The sequence below is a fragment of the Flavivirga eckloniae genome (assembly GCF_002886045.1).
GTDB classification, from domain to species: Bacteria; Bacteroidota; Bacteroidia; order Flavobacteriales; family Flavobacteriaceae; genus Flavivirga; species Flavivirga eckloniae.
The window spans coordinates 2,325,129-2,348,713 of record NZ_CP025791.1; the positions used below are offsets into that span (position 1 = coordinate 2,325,129).

Consider the following 23,585-nt stretch of genomic DNA (forward strand, 5'->3'; position numbering starts at 1 on the left):
AAAGATTATAAATATGAAAAAAATAATATATAGTTTTCTACTGGCTCCCCTTATGTTTCTATCAAATTCTTGTGAGCTAGCAAATGATCTAGACGATTTCCAACCATTACTAAGCTTAGACGCATCAAAGACAATAGTCGATGAAAGAAGCGCAGAAAGTGTATTAGCTGGCGTTTATGTAGGGTTATATGGAACAGAACAGAACCAAGGCGCATTAGCATATACGCTGCCTGATTTTTTAAGTGGATATATTGCACAAACAACAGCATTTGATGACCCCATCAATGTTGATTTTGCTACCATGGCTTCACATAATATTAATACTAATAATCCATTTATAACTACTGCATATCAAAGCTTATATAATGTCATTAATAGAGCTAATTGGTTTATTGAAGGTATGGAAAAGATAACCGATACCGATTTCGATAATCCAGAAAGATATGAAGAATTTCTTGCAGAGGCTAAAATAATAAGAGCATTAGGGCATTACTACTTGTTGCGTTCTTATGGCCAGTTTTATGATGTCACATCAACTTATGGAATTGCAGTAAGAACAACACCAGCTAAAAGTGATGAGGCATTTCCAAGAAATACAGTTGCAGAAACTTATACTGCTATTATTTCAGATTTAGACGCGGGTATAGCCAATGCTCCCGATAATAGGTCTAAACAATACGCAAACAAAACATTTGCAAAAGGATTAAAAGCAAAAATACTTTTGTATCAAGGTCAATATACAGAAGCTGCTATGTTAGCTAAAGAGGTTATTGATAGTTCGCCATCAGATTTTTCTTTAACACCTGCTTATTTTGACATTTTTGGAGACCTTACCTCAACAGAGGTATATGAAAGTTCGGAAGTTTTGTTTGGAACAACACCTGCTGGTGATAGCAATAATGCTTTTAATACCCCGGTAAGATTAATTGGTGGTTTTCCTTTAAATCTTACGAGTAAATTACAAGATCAGGCCAGCAGTTCTGTAACAATAGGTGGGCAAACCATAACCATTGATGGAACGCAAAGAGCAAGTGCACTTACTGCCGAGGTCTTTTTTCCTGGTTCTGGAGTTTTTGGAGTTACCAAATATGGCGGGTTTCCTACTGTTGAAATGATCAGGCATATGAGAATGGCAGAAGTTTATTTAATTTATGCAGAGGCAGATGCTAGAGCAAATAGTACAGTTACTCCAGAAGCATTAGCTGCTTTAAACGCCATTAGAGCAAGAGCAGGTGCAACGATTGGAGGAGATGGTTTTGTTGAATACCCAGCAAGTATAACTTTAGATGAATTTCTAACTGCTGTACGTTTAGAAAAAGCGGTTGAGTTATTTTCTGAAGGCGGGCAGTCTTGGTTCGATCTAGTTAGATATGCTTTTGTAGATGGTGGTTTTAATGCTGGCTTTAAAGTTGAAGATGAAGTTGCAGTAGCAACGAATCCAGACAAATTTATTTTCCCAATACCATTTGCTTCCATTCAAGTAAGTAATGGTAATGTAGAACAAAACCCTGGTTATTAGCAATTAAGTACACCCCAGTTTTTGATATGCAATACAAGTCTAAAACTGGGGTTTTATTTCATCGCAAAAAGATTGTATACTTTTTTTAAAAACCCCAAACGCTTAAATTAAAAATCAATTATGAAACACACAATTTGGTTAATAGCCATTGTATTATTTACATCTTGCAATAAACAAGCTCCTAAAGATTATGTAACCCTTTCGGGAACATTCAAAAACATAGATTTTGATAAACTTATTTTACGAAAGTACACATCTAAAGGTGATTCTATAACAACAATCAATTTTAATCCTGACGGCACATTTTCAGACACATTAAAACTAGAAGAAGGCGAGTATTTTTTTTCACAACAAGGAAAAGATCCTTTGGCAATACTTCTATATTTAAAAAATGGAGACGACATCACTATTAATTATGATGTTAAAGGAAATGAATCTGCAATATTTGAAGGAACAGGTATTCAAGGTTCTATATATATGGAAGCACGAAGAAAAAAAGTAAAAGAGTTGATACCTGATGAAGAAAAGTTTATTGCTACCGATTCAATTACCTTCTATAAAAAAATAGAAGGTTTAAAAAATGAGATAAGAAAATTAGTAGATGAGAATAAAAATTTAGGAACTGCATTTATTGAGCTTCAGGAAGAATTTATTGAATTTACTGAAGGCACAATGGTTTATTTGTATAATATGAATAAAGCAAAAAATGATTTAATAGGGAAGCCAGCACCAAATTTTGTTAATTATGAAAATCATGCTGGAGGCCTTACATCTTTAGAGGATTTAAAGGGTAAATATGTATATATAGATTTATGGGCAACCTGGTGTGGACCGTGTAAAAAAGAGTTCCCCGCCTTAAAAGAACTAGAGAAGTCATACCATGGCAAGAACATCCAATTTGTAGGTATCTCAGTAGATGGGCCTTCTAATTATGATCCGTGGAGAGCTCTGGTTACAGAAGAAGAATTAACAGGGATCCAATTGTTAGCACCAGAAAATCATACAATATATCCAGACTATGCAATTCAAGCCATTCCCAGATTTATTATACTAGATCCTCAAGGAAATGTAGTAGACCCGGACGCTCCTAGACCTTCCAGCAATGAAATAAAACCATTATTAGATAAACTATTAAAATAATTAGTACCATGGCTTTTTAATCAAAAAGAATTCCTCCAGATTTTGGTTCGAAGAAAGTTTATATCAAGAAATTCTTTATTGAAATGAATACTTTTTGAGTTAGTCGGATAGTTAAGGCTGTTTTTAAAGAAACCCCCATTTGCTTTTTAAACAGCCACTATCATGTCTCACTAATTAATTGCCTTATTTAAACCTTTAAAAATTGTTCTAAAAAAGAGAACTAATATTAAATAAAACCCCATAAAATGAAAAAAGTCTTATTATACGTATTGATTTCCATTATTGTTTTTACCTCCTGCAAAGCAGAAAAAAAAGAATTAACGCCACTTACTTTGGGTGATTTTGAAATCTCTACAGATAAGATCACCCATAATGAACCATTTACAATTACATACCATGGGGACGATCCAGAAATGGAAAGTTTTTACCATCAATTAAAAGATTATAACGCTTATGCCTACGATATCAATTTTACAAATAAAAAAGCTGTACTAACAATTCCAGATTCTATTTCAGCAATAGCCTTTACATTTAAGGTAAACGGTGAGTTTGACAGTAATGAAGGAAAAGGATATCTTCTAAAAGTACATGATATTAATGGCAATACGGTATCAGGAAACAATAGTACCATTGCAAATTACCCATTGACTCATGGATATAGTTATGGTCTAATAGGAAGTGGCTCGCAATTAATTGAAGCTTTGGAAAAGGACTTCGAAGCATTTCCAGAGTTTAAAAAGAAAAATGAATTGAGTTACCTATACATACTTAGGACTTACGACCAGGCTAAAATGAAAATAGCCGCGGAGGAAAAAATAAAGGAGTTAGAAGCTAAAGAAGATCTAGATGAAAATGACTACTCAATATTATTACAAACCTATGAATTAATTGGAAAACCAAAGCTTGCAGATTCTATAAAAAAAATGGTGATCCGTAAGTTTCCTGATGGTAAAATTAAAATAGAGAATCTAACCTCCGAATTTTATAATACTCAAGATGTCGTAAAAAAAGAACAACTATTTAAACAAATACAGGCTAAAACAAACGGAGGTTTCAATTTTGGAATCAGTGCATTAGCTATCGCGTACTATGAAGCTGGAAATATGGATGCTTTTCACACGTATGTGGATCTCATAGAATCTCCATTTGAAAAAGCGTCATTTTTTAACACTATTGTAAACCAAGCACTGAGCGCAGGAAAAAATGTGGATGGCTTTATTTCTAATATCGCCAAACAGTCTGTAGAGTTAACAAAAGGAGGCATGTTATCTTCTGGTTATCAAAAACAACTTTCTCTTACCGAAAATGAGAATGAAGAGAAATTTAACCAAAAACACGATGCGTTTTTGGAGACTTATATAAACATCTCATTAAAACAGGGAAATCTAAAAGAAGCGATAAAACATCAAGAATTATTAATCAGAGATGGGTACAACCTATATCTAAACGATAAGTATATTGAGTATTTAATGGCTGATAATCAATTTAAATTAGTAACAGACAAGGCTCCAGAATTCTTAACCAAAGGAACAGGTACCGATCAGATGCTTGTGGCATTTAAAAAAGCATATAAGCATGTTAACCCTAACGGAAACCTTAAAGAGGCTGTTGCCAACATAGAAAACAAATATGCTGAAAAAGAATTAGAATATCTTAAAAAAACCATGTTAAATGAAGACGCTCCCGATTTTACTTTAAAAAATCTTGATGGCAAAGAAGTAACAATGGCTTCATTAAAAGGAAAAACAGTTATTCTGGATTTTTGGGCTACATGGTGCGGTCCTTGTAAAGCATCGTTTCCGGGCATGCAAAAGTTAATAGAAAAATACAAAGATAATGAAAACATCGTTTTTGTATTTATAAACACACTGGATAGTGGCTTTAAAACTTATGAAGACAGGGTAAAAACAGTGACAAATTATATGGTAAAAAAGAAGTTCAATTTTAATAATCTTTTTGATACTATGGATGAAGACACTAAGAGTTTTGATCTAGCTTCAAAATATAATATAAACAGCATCCCTACTAAAATTGTTATTGCTCCCAATGGAAAAGTAAAATTCAAATCCCTTGGTGGTGGCGCTGGACAAGATAATGCGTTGATTACAAAAATGGATTTAATGATTCGCTTGGCAAACCCTTAAAGGCATGTAAAAATACTTCTTAGGAAAACACAGATATACTACTCTAACACAAGAGGTGGTCTCAAAAGCATAAAAACCCATACGTTATTACGAACTGAATTTTAGCGAGATTCGAGAATCTTTATATAAAGCCGTTTTAGCTTAGATTTCTCGATATGGTGACTTTTGAGGCTTCCTCTTTTTAATAGTTATTCATTTAAAAACATCCGAAAACAAAGACATAAAATATCTTTAAATGCTATTTTTTTACTATAAGTACGTTTTCTGGAGATTCAAAACCAAGGCGAAAATCTTCATTACAAGCTTCGAAGTTTAAAACTGTAACTTTAAACTTTTCTGCTTCTAATCTATCTACCAAACCATTAACAGAGTAAACCCTAACGTGATCTTCTTGCCCAAAATGTTTTTTTCTCATTTCAGAAGACGTTATGTTTGAATCTTCATATATCTCACCATCCTTAAAAGGTGTTTGTATAAAAATCCTTCCCTCTGGCTTTAAAACCCTATAAAGTTCAGAAATTGCCTTTTGGTCATCTATTATATGCTCTAACACATGATAACAAATAATAAAATCAAATTTATCGTCTCCTACTGCTATGCCTGTTATATCAAATTTTTCATCACCCAGAAAATCCCCATCATAAACAGAACTGATATAATTTAGATGTTTCATTTTTTTAAATTTGCGATACAAGCATCTTGAAGGAGAAAAATGCAATACCTCGCCCTTAATATTTGCGTCTTTTAACAAATCCCAAAGCCGTCTAGACTTAGGCAAACTACCACAAGAAGGACATAATTCCCCTCCATAAACTCCCCCAACAAATGACCTTAATTTTTTACCACAAATATTGCACTGATGTCTAGTTCCAATATAAAACAACGCATAAAATTGACGAAAAAACAACTCGTTTTTAAACAAAAAACTTTTAGGGATAATAGTTCTTGCAATTCTTTTTATATAATTATACATATATACTTTAAAAAGTGTGCTTAACTAAAAACAAATGTAATTTTTTTATTCATAACAACTATATGGCTTTACAGAAATTACATATGCAAATGTATTTCTTTAATTTTTTCTATTCCCTATAGAAAGCTTTAAGAGATTGGTGCAAAAGCTCAAATCATTTTCCTAACATCACAAATAGTAAGTAAAACTAGTCCTAATCAATTATTTGTTATACCCTACCCTTGATATATTGAAAAACACCTCTTAGGAAAACACAGATATACTACTCTAATACATGTTTAACATCTGAAAAACAAACACATAAAATATTTTATTATTTAACACACCTCTGAGAGCAATAATCTACTAAACGGTATATGGTGTAAAAAAACTATCTGCCTAGTGTTTTATTTTTATTATTCCCATTTTCATTTAAAGGAGGAATCGGTGAATAACCAAATAGAACAATATCATAATCTGAGTAATTAAAATAATATTGTATAAAGGACGGCCTTTTTTTACTGAAGAGACCATTTTCATCAAGCCCTTCTATTATCGAAATATTATTTGAACTACTTATTTTATCTTCTCCGTAAAGACAAAACAAGTACTTATCACTTTTGTTATGATATTTAATTTCATATCCTGAGTCTAATAAATCAGGATACTCTTCTAACACATAATAATTTTCAGTAACCCAATTAATCATGTCCTTAAAATTATCTGAATCGCATAAGTCTTTATTTTCAAATTGACTTACGTAGTTAAATACTGGAATAGATAATGCATTTGATAACTCCTCAACTTTAGGATTATCAAAATTCTTTCTATAAATATTATATTTGTAATACACATGTATACTTAGAAACAATAGTATTATTAGAGGAATTAATCTTTTAAAATTTATATTCATTCTTTATCTATATTTATCAAACCATTTTGCCGCATAATTATAATCTTCAGTACTGTTAAAATCTACTCTTAAAACAGGAAAATCAGCTCCCATAATTTGGTTAGAAAGATAGAAAAATTGCCCTTTAATTGTTCCTCCATTGTTACCCGCATTTAAGACTCATCCTTCTCTCCTATGAGTGTTAAAATAACCAAATGTACTTATATGAGTATGATTTGCTCTTGACAAATATGCATTATAAGAAAGTTCTTTTCCATCTAATACCAAAGTTCCTTTAATTTTTTGATCATGACCTCTTAATATCCTCTTGATAGTGTTATTTCTTAACAAAAAACCATTATTAAAAATAGTCCACACTTACTCCATCAAAACTAATACATTGAAACTAAGAACAGCTAAGGTTCATCCTTACAATTAATAAGGATTTCTCTTATTTTTTCACAAGGTCTTGCATAAACTTTTCATTTTCTCGCCCAAAATAATTCTACTCCATAAAAAAATCCCAATCAAATTAATGATCAGGATCTACAATTCTGTTGGCCTACTAGGGCTTACTTCGACTCCGCTCAGCATAAACTTCTCGCCCCAGAGTAATTTCATTTCAAAAAAAATCCCAACCAAATTAATGATCGGGATTACAATTCTGTTGGCCTACTAGGGCTTACTTCGACTCCGCTCAGCATAAACTTCTCGCCCCAGAGTAATTTCATTTCAAAAAAAATCCCAACCAAATTAATGATCGGGATTACAATTCTGTTGGCCTACTAGGGCTTACTTCGACTCCGCTCAGCATAAACTTCTCGCCCCAGAGTAATTTCATTTCAAAAAAAATCCCAACCAAATTAATGATCGGGATTACAATTCTGTTGGCCTACTAGGGCTCGAACCTAGACTCTTCTGGACCAAAACCAGACGTGTTGCCAGTTACACCATAGGCCAATGTGCAATTGAGGGTGCAAATTTAGTACAAAGTTTTATTTGTACAAGTATTTTTTAAAAATAATTTTCATTACTTAACGTTTCCTTAAAAAGCTAAGGAATAACATATTTATTATTAAATTCGCCATAGCAAATAAATTTATTGATATACATGGCACATTTCGACTTTAAAAAATGGAACACTATTTTAGGTTGGCTCTCTTTTTTAATAGCCCTAATCACCTACACTTTAACAGTTGAACCTACCGTTAGCTTCTGGGATGCAGGCGAGTACATTTTAACATCTTCTAAGTTACAAGTTGGTCACCCACCGGGAGCTCCTTTATTTCAAATGTTTGGTGCCTTTTTCTCCATTTTTGCTCTAGAGCCCTCGCAAATTGGTTGGGTCATGAATATGATGAGTGCCGTATCCAGCGCATTTACTATTTTGTTTATGTTTTGGACAATTACCTTATTGTTGAAAAAACTTGTTGGCAATAACGAAGATCTTAACAAAAACCAATCTATCACCATTCTTGGAAGTGGCTTAGTTGGTAGTTTAGCTTTTACATTTACAGATTCTTTTTGGTTTAATGCTGTTGAAACCGAAGTATATGCTATGGCTACGCTAATTATGGCTATTCTTTTCTGGTTAGGTTTACGTTGGGAACAAGACATGGACAAACCTCGTGGTAATCGTTGGCTTATTTTAATTGCCTTTGTTATCGGACTGTCTTTTGGAGTTCACTTTATGGGACTGCTTACCATTCCTGCTATTGGTCTTGTATATTATTTTAAAAACTATAAAACCATTACAATTAAAAACTTCATCATTGCTAATGCAGTTTCGGTAGCGGTTTTATTATTCATTTTTAAACTTTTAGCGCCTAATATTCTTAAAATATTTAGTTCTTTCGAAATCTTTTTCGTGAATACTGTTGGACTGCCATTTAATTCGGGTTCCATAATTGCAGGGATCTTATTAGTGGGGGTTATTTATTATGCTTTACGCTATACCAGACAAAAAAACTTTGTTCATTTAAATACAGGTATTCTATGTATAGCATTTGTTATTGTAGGGTTTTCTACTTGGTTAATGCTTCCTATTCGCGCTAATGCCAATGTTGTAATTAACGAAAATAACCCGTCGAGTGCCAGAGAACTACTAGCTTATTACAACTTAGAACAATATCCTGAGACTCATTTGTTTTATGGTCCTCAGTTTACAGATCAATACGCTTATCTTGATGAAAACAATCCTTACGTAGATGATAAGCCAAAATATGAAAAAGACGAAGCCAAAGGCAAATATGTCATAGTAAACGATTATAAAAACGCTAAGCAAAATTACAATTCAAAACACGCTTCCATTCTTCCGCGTATGTGGAGTTCTGAACACGCCGAAAATTATATGATGTTTTCCGGATTTTTAAACTTTAAGTTAAAACCGGAATATCAAATGGAAAACAAATTGAGAACGGCTATTTCAAATTTTAAAAATGATGTCGTTCAAGGCAATGTAGATTATGAGGATTATCATTCCTTCTTAAAACAATTCCAGCAATATATTGATGTTGAGAAACCATCATTAATGCATAATATAGCATACATGTTCGAGTATCAACTTGGTTATATGTATTGGCGTTATTTTATGTGGAATTTCTCGGGTAGACAAGACGATATACAAGGACGCTATGATAATCATGGAAACTGGATAACTGGTATAAAGTTTATAGACGAAATCCTATTAGGTTTTTCGCAAGATAATTTACCGGGGGATGTTAAGAATAACAAAGCCAGAAACACATATTATCTTTTGCCATTTCTTTTAGGGCTTTTTGGCTTTTTCTTTTTATTCAATAAAGACAAAAAACTGTTCTGGACTATGCTTGTTTTTTTCCTTTTTACAGGAATTGCCATCCAGGTGTATACCAATGTACGTCCATTTGAGCCTCGTGAACGCGACTACTCTGTGGTTGGGTCTTTTTATGTATTTGCTGTTTGGATTGGTTTTGGCGTATATGCCATTTTCGATGTCTTAAAAAAATACGTACCGGAAAAATTAGCTGCACCTATTATCGCAGCAGCTTGCTTAATACTTGTTCCAAGTATTTTAGCTGCCAATAACTGGGACGATCATGACAGGTCTGGCAAATATACTGCAAATGCTATGGCCAAAAAGTATCTGGATTCTTGTGCAGAAAATGGTATTTTATTTACCATTGGCGACAATGACACATTCGCGCTTTGGTACGCTCAAGAAATTGAAGGCTATAGAACCGATGTACGCGTTGTAAATACAAGTTTATTCCAAACAGACTGGTATATAGACCAAATGAAGCGTAAAGCTTATGATAGCGATCCTATACCATCGCAACTTACGCACAACGATTATAAATTAGGAACAAACGATTATGTTAGAATCGTAAAAATGGCAAATGATACTATAGGGATAAAATCTGCGCTAAATTTTATAACAAGCGAGAGCCCTAAAACCAGATTTAAATATTATTTGCAGAATTATACCGATGCAGACATCAGTCAATATCCTAGTCAAGAACTCAACGGAAGATATCTTCCGTCAAATTATTTACGAATTCCCGTTAACAAAGAAAATGCATTACGTTCTGGAATAGTAAAACCAGAAGATGCCGATAAAATAGTATCTCATATCGATATAAACATCAAGGGAGGTGCACTTTATAAAAACAGATTACTTATGCTAGACATTGTTGCTAATAACGACTGGAAACGCCCTATATATTTTACAGGCGGTAGTTTTGGCGACGATGATTATATCTGGATGAAAGATTACCTGCAACTTGATGGTATGTGCTACAAGTTAGTTCCTATAAGTACACCCATTAATAGAGCAAATCCTTTTGATATGGGACGTGTGGATACAGATCTTATGTACGAAAAGGTTAAAAAATGGGATTGGGGAAATAGTGGTAGTCCGGATATTTACCACGATGTGGAAACTCGCAAAAACTCAATAACTTACAGAGGTAATTTAGCTCGATTAATTGAAAATTTAATTAATGAGGATAAATTGGATAAAGCCGAAGAGATAGCAGATATTGCTATGGCTAATATGCCTGTGGAACATTTTGGTTACTATACGCTTTTAGAGCCTTACATTGGCGCCTATTACGAAGTAGGAAATAAAGAAAAGGCTCAACAGTTATTTAAGGATGTAGCAAAAAAATATCAGGAAAACTTAAGTTATTACAGTAGCTTAAAAACATATAATCAAGAACGTTTATTTGAAGATATTTATACGGACATTCAACGCTATAAAGGATTGGTAGATGTTTTAATAAAATATGATATTGAGTTTGCTGAAGCCGAAGGTGATATATTTAACAATTACCTAAGAGCCTTTAAACATTTTTATGGCGATGAGCCGGAGGTAGAAGAGCCTGTTCAAAAAGTTGATAAAGATGTCCCTACAACAGATAGTACCCCGAATTAACCTTCTTCTATGGATGCCTTTATTCCAGTAAAAACACCTTTGCTTTTAAAGAAAGTATTCCCAAATTATATTTGGAATATGGTTTCTAACAGCAAAGAGATATACCTAACATTTGATGACGGTCCAACACCTGAGATCACTAATTGGGTATTGGATACACTAAAAGAATACAAGGCAAAAGCTACCTTTTTTTGTATTGGTAATAATATAGAAAAGCATCCAGATATATTTCTTGATATTCTAGCTGCAGGACATAGTATTGGCAACCACACCTATAATCATCTTAAAGGTTGGAAAACAAAAACAGCCGATTATTTAAAAAATGTTTCTAAAACTCAGGACGTTATTGAACGTAAAATCCCGAACTCAGAATTTGGGATTAAGAATTTGTTTCGTCCACCTTACGGACAGATAACCCCTAAGCAAGGGAAAAAGTTAATAGGGTTAGACTACAAAATAATTATGTGGGATGTGCTATCGTTCGATTGGAATAAAAAAATCAGCAAAGAAGCTTGTTTAAACAACATTACAGGCAAAACAACCAATGGTAGTATTATTGTATTTCACGATAGCGTAAAAGCATCAAAAAACATGCAATACGCTTTACCAAAAGTGCTAAAGCATTTTAGTATGTTAGGCTATAGTTTTAAAGCTATATAGATAGATACGAATACTATTTACTAATAAATAATGTTTACTAATTAACAAATAACCTGTTGTTGGGTCGAGCGCTATCGAAATCTATTAAATTTGAAGTTATTTAAAATACACTATATATCTAGGCCCACCATGACTAAGGATGTACCACATATAAATATTTAGTGCGTGCCGCTATTTAAAGCTTATTTTGAAAAAGGCCCTACCTTATACTGAAACAAGTTCAGCACATATCGCAGGAATTTATGAGTATTGCTGAATAATACCTATAAGGGTATTGGCGTCCTGCTCTCCGCTTTGGCGCCATTTCATCTCCCCGTCTTTATAGATAATAAGAGTTGGTAAAGTTTTCACTCTTAAGGCTTCAGCAAGTTCTTCGTTCTTTTCAACATCAATCTTTATAACTTTAGCTTTGTCTCCTAGTGCAGCGGCTACATCCCTTAATACAAGGTGCATTGCTGTTGATTGATCATTCCATTCTGTATAAAAATCCAACAGAACAGGAATTTCAACATCTATAAGTTCACCAAATTTTGACATATTTCAGTAGTTTTTAGTCAAATCTTCTTATACAAATATAGCATTTCTTAATAACTATGCATTATCTGAGCCCTTTTTAAGTTCTATAACTGTTATTTCTGGCCATATTCCAACACGTCCTGGAAACGCTAAATATCCAAAACCTCTATTTACATTTATATACTGCCCCAGTTCTTCATAAATGCCAGCCCAGTACTTATAACGCCATTTTACAGGACTCCATTTAAACCAACCGGGTATTTCAATACCAAACTGCATACCATGGGTATGACCGCTTAGTGTTAAGTGGTAGTGGTAATCGTCTTGAATCACCTTTTTTTCCCAATGCGACGGATCGTGACTCATTAAAATTTTAAAATCATCTTTATCTATAACACTGGAAGCCTTTTTTAAATCGCCTGCCGTTTTAAATCCTCCAGCGCCCCAGTTTTCTACTCCCACCAAGGCTATACGTTCGCCCTCTTTCTCTAAATATCTACTTTCATTTAGCAATACGTCGAACCCTATGTCTTTTTGCAGTACTTTTAAATCTTCTAAATTTTGCTTTTTAACTTCTTCAGATTCCCATGCCACATAATCGCCATAATCATGATTTCCCAATACAGAGTACATACCGTCTTTTGCCTTTAGCTTACCAAAAACATCTTTATATGGCACTAGTTCTTCTGCTCTATTATTTACGATATCACCCGTAAATAATATCACATCACTTTGCTGTTCGTTTATTAAATCGACCGCATACTTTACCTTTTCCACATTGTCGAAACTCCCAGAATGGATATCACTAATTTGAGTTAGCTTATACCCATCGAAAGCTTTAGGCAAATCATCAAAATGCAGGGTATATTTTAATACTTTGTAATTGTATTTTCCTCTAAAAACACCATATAAAATTGAAGCAAAAGGAAGTGCTGCCAAACCCAATGCTATCTGCGAAATAAACTTACGTCTACCCCCTAAAGTAGTTCCTCCTTCTATAGATGTTCTTACATCGTTTTCTAAACCATAAGAAAAAAACCTAAATATATCTTCTCCTAATAAAGTAACGGCAATAAAAATTTTAGGAACATAAAATAAAACTAACAAAATTAATGCTAACGAAAACTGGAATTGAATTCCGTTGGATCTGTCGAAAGTAAAAATTTGGTAGAAAAAATTTCCTAAAACAACTAATGAAAGAAAAGTGAAAATATATGTTACAATCTGACTCTTAAAAGTTACTTTAAAAGCTTGAAATGTATAAAAATCTAAAATCAATAAGATTAAGATAAATAGTATCAAACGAAGCATATTTCTTTTTTATCAAAGATAACGGTATTCTAATTTAATACTTCTCTTGCTCTTTTAATTTAACTAATCGTTAAGAGTTTCGTTAATTTTAATTATTTGTAGTTTTTCATTGTTTGCTGAAACCAGCAAAGCTTTTTCCTTAGCCGATGAACCCAATTGAATCACTTTTATATCCTTTACATCTCCTCCAATATATAATCCGCTTTGGTTAGAATCTATTGGAGCAAACCCTCCCGTTCCATCACCCAACAATACAAGCCCTAAGCTTGCATCATTTCTGGGGGTTTCTACCTCAGAGCTGTATAGGTTTCCAGCTATTATAATATCCTGATTGCCATCTGAATTTAAATCGTTGACCACAATACCATTTACAGACGACAACTGTGTTAATGGGGCTAATGATGTTATGTCCCATTTTTTATTTCTATTATTTTGAATATAGCTACTCGAAAAATTGGTAGCCTTTAAATGAATGGCTTCTTTTAAGTTTTGCTCTCCATAAATATCCGACAAACTAGCAACAGCAAAAGAGCTATAATCTTTATATTTTAATTCAATAAGCGGAATTTGTTCGGCGGAACATTGCCTTCCTCTTAGTGGATATCGTTCCCCTTCTTGATGATAACTAAATACAATATCTAAACTTTTATTATTATCAAAATCTGCCGAATACAGTTCAAAAGGTTCTTCCTTGGTTGTCTGGTATTTGTAATTATCTCCCAGGTTACCTGCGACATAATCAATATCGCCATCGTTATCGAAATCCCCTTCGGCTAAACTATACCACCAACCGGTATCTCCCTCTAATCCAAAATCATTAGTGCGTTCTTTGAACGATGTTTGCTTGTTTTCAAAAAACCTAACCGGCATCCATTCTCCAGTTATAACGATATCATCATTACCATCTGCATTAAAATCAGACCAAAGCATATCTGTAACCATTCCAGCGTACTTCAACTCTGGCGCCAACTGCTCTGTTATATCAACAAACTTTGGAAAACCGTTTTTAACGCCTTCGTTTTTTAAAATATAACTCCTTCCCGGTAGCGGGTACTTTCCAGGAACTAGTCTGCCTCCAACAAATAAATCCAGATCGCCGTCTTTATCATAATCGCAAGCCTTAACGCAACCACTACTAGTATACATTTTCGGTAAGCTTTCTTGTGTTTTAATATAATTGCCTTCGCCGTCGTTTATGTACAAACGATCTTGCAACAATTCAGGACGTCTTAAAAATTCGTTACCTCCGCTAACAACATATAAATCTTTATCGCCATCGCCATCTGCATCAAAAAATAAAGCTCCCATGTCTTCAGACAAATTATCATCTTTCCAAGGGCCTTCTTTTTCTATAAAGGTATAATCTTTCGTTTGAACATAAAGTACACCGCTGCTTTTATGAGCATTACCAACATAAAAGTCTTCCAAACCATCCCTGTTGCAATCATCAACAGCAATTCTTGTTCCTAATTTTGATGTTTGATGAGGTAACAGAGGTTCAAAATGAAAATCTCTATAGCTATTTTCCTCATGCTTAAAAGACACTTTAGTTTGGTCTGTGATATTTTGAAAGTATCGTTGTATTGTATTTGTTTTCAGGTTTATTTTTGTTGCATCTGCATAACTACATTCTATAAATTGATTTGCCGCAATATCTTTTAGTTGTTGCTTGCTACCATCTGGCCAGTTAACAAGTACACTATCTACTTTTGTATTTGTATCAAGCCCGAAATGGACTGTTGGGTCTACAGAAGACTGAAAACCTCTGGTAAGGGTTAATTGCTGATGCTGTTCTTCTTCGTTATAATAAATAGACACTTTTGTTCCAAGACCTATTCTGTTCTTTTCGGTTCCACTTAACCTCAACTTTAAATAATGTTTATCGCCTGTATCCGAGTTGTTCCTATAAATGCTGGCCTCACTATCAGTGTTATTTATAATTACATCCAAGTCCCCGTCATTATCCAAATCGGCATAAGCTGCACCGTGGGAAAACCCTTTTAAGTTTAGCCCCCATGCTTCGCTTTTTTCATCAAAAGTTAAATCCCTATTGTTTTTAAACACTCTATTTTCAACAGGCTCAGAAGGCATATCTTCATAAATGTGTCCGGTAAAATCTTTACGGCTTTTAATTTCCTTTTTTAATTTGTTATAGAAATCCCTGTTATTTACTTCTTTTTTAATACCATTGGTTATAAATATATCTTTCCAACCATCATTATCCAAATCAACCAACAATGGCGACCAACTCCAATCTGTTGTAGCTATTCCAGCTATTCTAGACGTATTACTAAACTTTAATTGATTGTTATTATCTAAGCCTCTATTAAGTTGCAAAGCATTGTACATATACTGATAATGAAAACCGCTTTCTACGGTGCTCCAAAATGTCTCTGCATTCATACTAGCCATATTTTCTTTGGCTCTTCGGTTATTTTCAGGAGTCATATCTACTTGAAGTAAATCAAATAACCCATCGTTATTATAATCGGCCACATCACAGCCCATACCAAATAAAGCGGTTTGAAAAGTCGTTTCCTTTATCGATTCTTTAAACGTGCCATTACCTTGATTTAAGAAAAATCTATCGGGTGTATTAAAATCGTTAGACACATAAATATCATCATAACCATTACCATCATAATCTGCTACGCTTACACCTAAACTTAAGCCATAATTGGCTATTCCTATTTCTTGAGATACCTCAGTGAATTTCCCATGACCCTCATTTCGATATAAATGATCACTTTCTTCATATTCTAAGTTTTTCATTCTACTTAGATAATACGCATTTCCGCTAGATAAAGGTGCGTTGGGGTAATTTGCTACAAATAGATCTAAATCACCATCTAAATCATAATCTAAAAAGACCGATTGGATGGAACATCCGTTATCATCTATACCATATTGTTCTGCACTTTCTGTAAATGTTAGGTCTTTGTTATTTATATATAAAAGGTTTCTTTTCTCGTTACCATTTCCTGAAACATTTACATAAATATCGAGCCAACCATCATTATTTATATCATTTATGGCTACTCCAGTGTGCCATTTTGAACTTTTAATTCCTGAAGTTTTAGTAACATCGTCAAAAACCATATCTCCTTTATTGATATATAGTTTATTAGGAACCATATTACCAGTAAAAAAGACATCTACTAAGCCATCGTTATTAAAATCTCCTGTTGCTACACCACCACCAAGATACATGTAAGGGTAGATGTAGTAATTTAAACTATCGGTTTCTGTAATTTTATTGTTGAAGGTAATTTGGGTATCTTTTGGAGTAAGTAATGTAAACAAATGCTTGGGTTGCTCTTGTTTTCTACATGAAATAAAAAGACAAATAAAAATTAATATCGTTGATATTTTTTTCATGAAAATGATTCTTTACCTCTATAATGTTTCTCGAAAATTTATTAAATATTGAAAAAGGCTGCTTAAAAATGTCATTATGAACAAAATGAACTTACCTGCGGCAGGCAGGAAAACTCTTTAAATTTGTAATATTTTGATTTACAAAACAATAAAATTCTTTGTTATGTTCTGAACGGCAAAATATATTGCTTTTTAAACAGCCTCTTTGCTAACTAAATTAACTCGAACTAAATAAAACTCATAAATATTTCAAATCTTAATTACCCAAATTAGGGTTAATATCTAATTCTTGAGATGGAATTGGATAATCTATCTGGCCTGCATAAGATAAACCTGCATCGGTAATTTTAGAAAGGTCATCCCAACGTTTTAAATCTCCCCATCTGTGACCTTCAAAAATTAGCTCAATACGTCTATCTTTCTTTATTTGATCACGTAATGCACTTTGGTCTGAAGCACTAATACCTGTCATATCCAAACCTGCACGAGTACGTATCCTTTCAAGCTCGGCATACGCTTCTGGTAATTTGTTTTGCTCCACTAAAGCCTCCGCTTTATTAAGTATGACTTCGGCATATCTAATAACCGGAATATTAATAGCCACGCCTTCTCTAAATCCATCTCCACCTCCCCAAAGGTTATCATCGTTAGAGATAAATTTTCTCATTTGGTATACCTCGTCATTTAAAATATTCGATCTAAAATCTGGATGGGTATCGGTATCTGGGAACGTTCTTAACTCCCCTAATGTTTCTGAATATAATTCATCCTGAAATGGAATTAATATAGAAGCTTGTCTTCTAATATCTCCGGTTTCAAATATATCAACGATATCATAGGTACCTTTACGTCTTGGGTGCATATAATCGCCCCACGCTAGCCTTGGGAATATGTGCATTAATATGGATTGTTCTGTAGCATGCGCATTCCATAAACCGCCAAGTCCCGATACTAATTGTGTTTCGAATATGGATTCTGAACTGTTTTCCATTCTTCCATCAAACATTTTTACATAATCTTCGCTAGAGACCAAGCTGTAACCTAAACCTTCAACCGAACTTGCAGCACTTTCGGCACCAGCGTAATCTTCAGTCCAAAGTCTTACTCTAGATAAAAGCCCAAAAGCAGCTCCTCTTGTTGCTCTTCCTAGGTCATCTGCACTGTAAGTGGTTGGCAATAACGACGACGCTTCAACTAAATCTGCATCGATTTGCGCCCAAACCTCGCTAGCTGGAGACTTTGTAATGTTATTAATCTCATCTGGTGACAATAATGATATAACTAGTGGTACATCACCATAGGCACTCACCAAATTATAATAATACAATGCTCTTAAAAACAAAGCTTCTCCTCTGAGTTGATCTTCAGATTCATTAGAGAAATCCTGAACTTTATCAAGGTTTTCCAACACAAAATTTGCTCTTGCAATGCCCTTGTAACAACTGTTCCATCTACGTACGATAAAGGTATTACTACCTTCCCAGTTAAAATTATGTATGTTCACAACATGAGGTCCCCAGCTTCCATCTCCCCAATCATTTTCAATATTATCAGTTGGTGCTTCTCCAAGTATCATGAAACCCCAATTATACATACCATAATGAGTTAATGGGTCGTAAATTGAAGTCACTGCTTCTTTTGCCTGGCTTTCAAACTGCATAAAGCTTTCAGAATTTAGGCCATTTTTGTCAACCTTTTCGATAAAGTCATCCTGACATGAGATTACTAAAAAAGGAACTGCAATTAATATATATAGTACTTTTTTCATAATTAAATATTTTTTTATTCTTATTATAAAGAAATGTTAACCCCGAAAGTGAACATACGAGCTAAGGGATATACAAAATGATCAAGTCCAGACGCCAAATTGGTAGCGTTTCCAGCTGTATTGCCTATTGCATTTCCTACTTCCGGATCTACCCCCGAGTATTTAGTAAATGTAAAAGGGTTTTGTACACTTGTGTATATTCGAAGGTTGTTAATATGAATCTTTTCCAATACACTTGAAGGCAACGTGTAACCTAACTGAATAAGTCTAACACGCATAAACGAACCGTTTTCAACAAAATAACTGGATGATCTTCTGTTATTATTAGGATCTGTTTGAATAGCTCTTGGATACATTGTTGGATTGGATGCTGTCCAGGGAACAAAATTACCTTTGTTTTCAGCACTTGTATTATCAAGTAATGTAGACTTGGTTAAGTTATAAATTTCATTACCCTGTGTACCATTAGCTTGTACTGAAAAATCAAAATTCTTGTATTCAAGGTTGATGTTAAATCCGTATGTAAAATCAGGTACCGGACTTCCTATAGATACTCTATCATCATCATTAATAACCCCATCCGCTTGGTCTGGTATACCATCACCGTTGGTATCAACAGTAAGCTGATCAACGAACCTAATATCTCCTGCTGCTGTACCTGCATTTTGAGTTGCATGGCTATCTACCTCGGCCTGTGACTGAAACAATCCATCTGCTTCCCAACCGTAAAATTCGCCTATTTCCCCGCCTTCATAAGTTCTTGTTCTAAAAGCATTGTTGAAATTAAAGGCAAGAATATCCCCTTTGGCACCTAATTCAGTAACTTCATTATTAATGGTAGCTAAGTTAGCTCCCAAGCTATAAGCAAAATCTCCAATTTTATTTCTATAGGTTACACTAAACTCTAAACCACTATTGGTGAGCTCTCCTACATTTTGCAGAATATTACCTTGGGCACCACCGGGATCAGATAAACCTGTAATGGCTGATTGAGGAACTGCAACCAGCATATCGGTTTGATTCTTGTTGTAGTATTCAGCAGTCAACGTTAATCTGTTGCTAAGAAGTTCAGCATCAATACCAAAACCGTATTGTGTAACCGTTTCCCATTTTAAGTCGGGATTAGCAACGCCATTTATTGCCGTACCAATAGCTCTACCCCCTGTCTGGTTACCAAAACCATAACCAAAGTTTGAAGTAGCATTGGCTGAGAATGCATAGTTAAGTCCTGCAGTATCATCGTTTCCTACTTGTCCCCATCCTCCTCTTAATTTTAAAGAGCTAACCACGCCACCTTCCGGGAAAAAATCTTCTTTATGAATATTCCATCCTGCTGATACCGATGGGAATGTTCCCCACTTATTATTTGACCCAAACCTGGAAGAAGCATCAAACCTAATATTGGCAGTAACTAAATACTTGCCTTTGTAACCATAATTAACTCTACCAAAATAAGATGTTAAGGAATTATCCTGAAATTGATTAAATAAGGCTAAATCTGCCGCATCTGTAGTTATTATATCATTTCCTTCCTGGTCGTATTCACCATCAGCCTGCAGTATTTCGAATTCAGATTCCTGGGCACTTTGTCCTGCAATAACATCAAAGTTATGATTATCTGTTTGGTATCTATAATTAAGCGTATTCTCAATTAACCATGTTGAATTAGTACTTTGAGCTACTCGAAGCGATTGCAAATTAGACATAGCAGCACCTAAATCATAAATTCGACCTACTTGCCTATTTAACGTGTTTCCATAAGTATATGATCCACTTGTTTTAAACGTAAGGTTTGGTATGATTTTATACTCCAAGTAAACCGCTCCTCTAAAATTCCTTATTTCTGGTGGTGTGCCACTTAATTGTTCTACATAAAATAACGGATTTGGCCTGGCTTTATATGGCGATTCATTTGGCGTTGGAGCATAATTACCGTTACTATCGTATATCGGAAGTGTTGGATAATGCATCGCAACGTCAAAAAGTGTATTATCGTTTAGCCCTCTAGGGTTTTCCGTAGCAAGTTGTTCTGATCTCGACACTGCAATACTTGTCCCTACTTTGAGCTTATCCGACATATTCATATCCCCGTTTGCGACCAAGGAAATTCTTTTAAACGAACTCCCAATAACAATACCATCCTGATCAAAATATCCTAAAGATAAAAAATAATTACCTGCTTCGCCACCTCCGGAAAATGATGCATTTAAATCTGATACCGAAGCTGTTCTCGTAACCACGTCTATCCAATCTGTACCAGCACCAAAACTCGACGGATTAGAAAAAGGCGCTGTATTTCCGGCATTAGTTGCAGCATCATTTACAAATTGAGCATAAGTACTTGCATCCATTAAATCATAATCGTTTACGATGCTCTGAAACCCGTGAGACATATTGATGTTTATTGTCGGTTTAAGCCCGGTACCTCGCTTCGTTTTAATCAACACCACCCCATTTGCTGCTCTGGCTCCATAAATAGCTGCCGAGGCTGCGTCCTTTAAAACACTTATTGACTCGATATCTTTAGGGTTTATAGATGACAGCGGGCTACTATTTTCATTTGGGTTTATACTGATAGGAATACCATCTACAACATATAATGGCTCACTGCTATTAACACCTCCTACACCTCTAATTCTAACAGACATACCTCCACCCGGAGTAGCACTATTAGCAGATACCTGTACCCCTGCTACTTTACCAATCAGGGCATTATCTACCGTAGCTGAGGTGGCTTTAGTTAACTCTTCGGTGTCTACCGATGCAACGGCTCCGGTTAACTCAGACTTAAGCTGGGAACCATACCCAACTAATACAACTTCATCAAGTCCTGCTGCATCCTCGTCTAATAACACAGAAAAAGAAGTTTTCCCATTTACAGCAACCTCTTTTGTTGTATATCCTAAATAAGAAATAACAAGTGTAGCATTTGCATTTGAAACGGCTAAGGAAAATTTACCATCAAAATCCGATTGCGTTCCATTGCTCGTCCCTTTTTCAATGATATTAGCTCCCGGTAATGGTACCCCTTTAGCATCTGAAACCACACCCTGAATAATAAAGTCCTGAGTTTTTAATGCTGCCTGTTCTTTGGGCTTATTGCCCTTTTTATCTTTTAAAATTATTTGCTTATTACTTACTTTATAAGTCGTTTGTGTTTTTCTGAATAAATCATTTAGAACTCCTTCTATTGGTTTATTATTTGCTTTTATTGAAATTCTACGTTTTAGGTTCACAAATCTGGTATTATACACAAATCTGTACTCTGTAGTTGCTTCAATTCTATCAATAATTTTAGCCACAGTTTCATTTTTCACATCCAAATTTATTGGCTGGGAATAACCTGTATTGGCCAGTGAACTAAAAATAGATGCAAAAACGAAAAGGCTGGTTAATTTCATTTTTAAATCAAATTTTACAAAAGAGAAATACCCCCTTTTGTTAAGGTGAAATTTTTTCATACTTTTAAATGTTTAATTAGTGAATGACTTTTAGTTAATCACTTAAACCACCGGGGAATGTTGGTAGCATTTTCCGGTTTTTTATTTCCCAAGATAGGAGAAATAAAAAGTGATTGTTTTAGCTAATTGTATTAGTTATTGAGATGCGTGTTTTTCCATATAGTTAGAGAGTTTTAAGGATTAATTAATATATATAGTGTTATCTTTTATAGTATAATTGATATCATAACTATCATTAAAATAACTTAAGATTTTGGTTATGGGTTCATCATTAAAATTGGCACTAAACACCTCACTGTTTAATGTGTTATTGGTAACAATGATTTTTACATTATAGTGACGCTCCATTTTTTTAACGATGTTTTTAAATGGCATATTTCTAAAAAATAGTCCACCTTGCCTCCAAGATGTATAAATAAAGGTATTTACTTCTTCTGTAGATATACTTTTATTAGCCTTGTTAAGAGCTCCTTTGGTTCCTGGTGTAATAACTGTACCATCTTCCAATGTACTACTATCTACATAAAGTCCTACTGAACCTTCAATTAAAACAACATCGGTAGTTGCATCTTCCGGATAGGCAGATACATTAAACTCTGTTCCTAGAACCTCAACATTTAAAGTTTCGGAATTTACGATAAAGGGATTACTTGCATTCTTTGCAACAGCAAAATACCCTTCTCCATCTAAGTACACCTTTCTTGTTTCTCCTTTAATAAAATTAACAGGATACTTTAATGACGATCCGGAATTTAAATGCACGTTTGTACCATCGGATAATGTAATCTTGAAGCGTTTGCCATACGGTATTGTTAACGTGTTATACACCAACGTTTCTTGCTCAGCATCGTTAACATAAAGTAATTCGCTTCCATTTTGAGTTCCTACTACATTTCCTTTTTTATCTACTACTTTTTTAGACCCGTCTTCGCTAAGAATTTCAATATCTCCATTTTCTAATTCTAATGTTATGCTGTCTCCTGAAATAATGGATTCGGGTGTTTTATTAGTAAAGAACCCTTCATTATATAAGTATCCCAACCCTAACAACAAAATAAATAAAGCAGCATACTTCATTATGTTTTTAACCTTACTTAAGGCATACACCTTCTTTTCTTTATTAATAAATTCAAGAAGTTCTTTTTTAGAGCGGTTCGTATCAAACTCTTTCATATTAAAATCGATGGCATAATTTACCTTCACATAACTTAAAAGCTCTTTTTCATTATCGCCTTCTTCTAGCCAAATGAGCAACTCATCAAGTTCTGAAGAAGAAGCCTGTTTTGTTAAATACTTTGCAATTATCTTTTCGATTTTAGGAGATACCATTATTGAGATATAAATTCATTATTCATATTTATTACGCTATAATTTTAAACAACCCTAGCTTTTTAAATAACTTTTTTTATATTTCGATAATTATCCATGCA

At 34.1% G+C, this 23,585-nt stretch carries 13 protein-coding genes and 1 tRNA gene; 5 read left to right on the forward strand and 9 right to left on the reverse strand.

Annotation, left to right across the window (positions count from 1 at the left end; translation table 11 throughout):
* Window positions 1–13: 13 nt before the first annotated feature.
* The 3 genes from C1H87_RS09510 (at window position 14) to C1H87_RS09520 (ending at window position 4,803) form a co-directional block, all read left to right on the forward strand.
* The gene (locus C1H87_RS09510) at window positions 14–1,519 is read left to right on the forward strand and encodes a RagB/SusD family nutrient uptake outer membrane protein (protein ID WP_102755579.1); all 1,506 of its coding nucleotides are present in this window, start codon (window positions 14–16) and stop codon (window positions 1,517–1,519) included.
* Window positions 1,520–1,639: 120 nt separating this feature from the next.
* A complete protein-coding gene (locus C1H87_RS09515; protein WP_102755580.1) occupies window positions 1,640–2,659 on the forward strand; it encodes a TlpA disulfide reductase family protein in 1,020 nt (339 codons plus the stop codon).
* 245 nt (window positions 2,660–2,904) lie between these two features.
* Window positions 2,905–4,803 carry a TlpA family protein disulfide reductase gene (locus C1H87_RS09520; protein WP_102755581.1) on the forward strand — a complete coding sequence of 633 codons (1,899 nt, stop codon included), beginning with the start codon at window positions 2,905–2,907 and terminating at the stop codon, window positions 4,801–4,803.
* Between the two features lie 238 nt (window positions 4,804–5,041).
* Here the strand turns inward: C1H87_RS09520 and C1H87_RS23565 are convergent, their stop codons facing one another.
* From C1H87_RS23565 to C1H87_RS09540, 3 genes are all read right to left on the reverse strand, one after another.
* Complete coding sequence (locus C1H87_RS23565; protein WP_233783410.1) at window positions 5,042–5,476, reverse strand: class I SAM-dependent methyltransferase; 435 nt, start codon at window positions 5,474–5,476, stop codon at window positions 5,042–5,044.
* Window positions 5,477–6,146: 670 nt separating this feature from the next.
* Entirely contained in the window at window positions 6,147–6,668 is a 522-nt protein-coding gene (locus C1H87_RS09530; protein ID WP_102755583.1) for a hypothetical protein, read from the reverse strand.
* Window positions 6,669–7,534: 866 nt separating this feature from the next.
* Window positions 7,535–7,607, reverse strand: a tRNA-Gln gene (locus C1H87_RS09540).
* Window positions 7,608–7,758: 151 nt separating this feature from the next.
* On the opposite strand from C1H87_RS09540, the gene C1H87_RS09545 reads away from it, so the two are divergent.
* Window positions 7,759–11,061, forward strand: coding sequence for a DUF2723 domain-containing protein (locus C1H87_RS09545; protein WP_102755585.1), 3,303 nt, complete (start codon window positions 7,759–7,761; stop codon window positions 11,059–11,061).
* A gap of 9 nt (window positions 11,062–11,070) precedes the next feature.
* Entirely contained in the window at window positions 11,071–11,721 is a 651-nt protein-coding gene (locus C1H87_RS09550; RefSeq protein WP_102755586.1) for a polysaccharide deacetylase family protein, read from the forward strand.
* A 240-nt stretch (window positions 11,722–11,961) separates the two neighbouring features.
* Here C1H87_RS09550 and C1H87_RS09555 read toward each other — a convergent pair whose 3' ends face one another.
* The 6 genes from C1H87_RS09555 to C1H87_RS09580 form a co-directional block, all read right to left on the reverse strand.
* Window positions 11,962–12,258, reverse strand: a complete 297-nt coding sequence (locus C1H87_RS09555; RefSeq protein WP_102755587.1) for a thioredoxin family protein — start codon at window positions 12,256–12,258, stop codon at window positions 11,962–11,964.
* Between the two features lie 54 nt (window positions 12,259–12,312).
* Window positions 12,313–13,548, reverse strand: coding sequence for a metallophosphoesterase (locus tag C1H87_RS09560; protein ID WP_102755588.1), 1,236 nt, complete (start codon window positions 13,546–13,548; stop codon window positions 12,313–12,315).
* 63 nt (window positions 13,549–13,611) lie between these two features.
* Window positions 13,612–16,926 carry a VCBS repeat-containing protein gene (locus C1H87_RS09565; RefSeq protein ID WP_102755589.1) on the reverse strand — a complete coding sequence of 1,105 codons (3,315 nt, stop codon included), beginning with the start codon at window positions 16,924–16,926 and terminating at the stop codon, window positions 13,612–13,614.
* 256 nt (window positions 16,927–17,182) lie between these two features.
* Window positions 17,183–18,694, reverse strand: a complete 1,512-nt coding sequence (locus C1H87_RS09570) for a RagB/SusD family nutrient uptake outer membrane protein (RefSeq protein WP_102755590.1) — start codon at window positions 18,692–18,694, stop codon at window positions 17,183–17,185.
* A 23-nt stretch (window positions 18,695–18,717) separates the two neighbouring features.
* Entirely contained in the window at window positions 18,718–22,155 is a 3,438-nt protein-coding gene (locus C1H87_RS09575) for a TonB-dependent receptor (protein WP_102755591.1), read from the reverse strand.
* A 180-nt stretch (window positions 22,156–22,335) separates the two neighbouring features.
* Window positions 22,336–23,484, reverse strand: coding sequence for a FecR family protein (locus tag C1H87_RS09580; protein WP_102755592.1), 1,149 nt, complete (start codon window positions 23,482–23,484; stop codon window positions 22,336–22,338).
* Between the last annotated feature and the right edge of the window lie 101 nt (window positions 23,485–23,585).

Excerpts from the sequence above, each read along its gene's own strand:
- C1H87_RS09560 (WP_102755588.1), bottom strand. The coding sequence starts at position 13,548 with ATGCTTCGTTTGATACTATTTATCTTAATCTTATTGATTTTAGATTTT.
- C1H87_RS09530 (WP_102755583.1), bottom strand. The coding sequence starts at position 6,668 with ATGAATATAAATTTTAAAAGATTAATTCCTCTAATAATACTATTGTTT.
- C1H87_RS09515 (WP_102755580.1), top strand. The coding sequence starts at position 1,640 with ATGAAACACACAATTTGGTTAATAGCCATTGTATTATTTACATCTTGC.
- C1H87_RS09510 (WP_102755579.1), top strand. The coding sequence starts at position 14 with ATGAAAAAAATAATATATAGTTTTCTACTGGCTCCCCTTATGTTTCTA.
- C1H87_RS09565 (WP_102755589.1), bottom strand. The coding sequence starts at position 16,926 with ATGAAAAAAATATCAACGATATTAATTTTTATTTGTCTTTTTATTTCA.
- C1H87_RS09570 (WP_102755590.1), bottom strand. The coding sequence starts at position 18,694 with ATGAAAAAAGTACTATATATATTAATTGCAGTTCCTTTTTTAGTAATC.
- C1H87_RS09545 (WP_102755585.1), top strand. The coding sequence starts at position 7,759 with ATGGCACATTTCGACTTTAAAAAATGGAACACTATTTTAGGTTGGCTC.
- C1H87_RS09550 (WP_102755586.1), top strand. The coding sequence starts at position 11,071 with ATGGATGCCTTTATTCCAGTAAAAACACCTTTGCTTTTAAAGAAAGTA.
- C1H87_RS09555 (WP_102755587.1), bottom strand. The coding sequence starts at position 12,258 with ATGTCAAAATTTGGTGAACTTATAGATGTTGAAATTCCTGTTCTGTTG.
- C1H87_RS09580 (WP_102755592.1), bottom strand. The coding sequence starts at position 23,484 with ATGGTATCTCCTAAAATCGAAAAGATAATTGCAAAGTATTTAACAAAA.
- C1H87_RS23565 (WP_233783410.1), bottom strand. The coding sequence starts at position 5,476 with ATGAAACATCTAAATTATATCAGTTCTGTTTATGATGGGGATTTTCTG.
- C1H87_RS09520 (WP_102755581.1), top strand. The coding sequence starts at position 2,905 with ATGAAAAAAGTCTTATTATACGTATTGATTTCCATTATTGTTTTTACC.
- C1H87_RS09575 (WP_102755591.1), bottom strand. The coding sequence starts at position 22,155 with ATGAAAAAATTTCACCTTAACAAAAGGGGGTATTTCTCTTTTGTAAAA.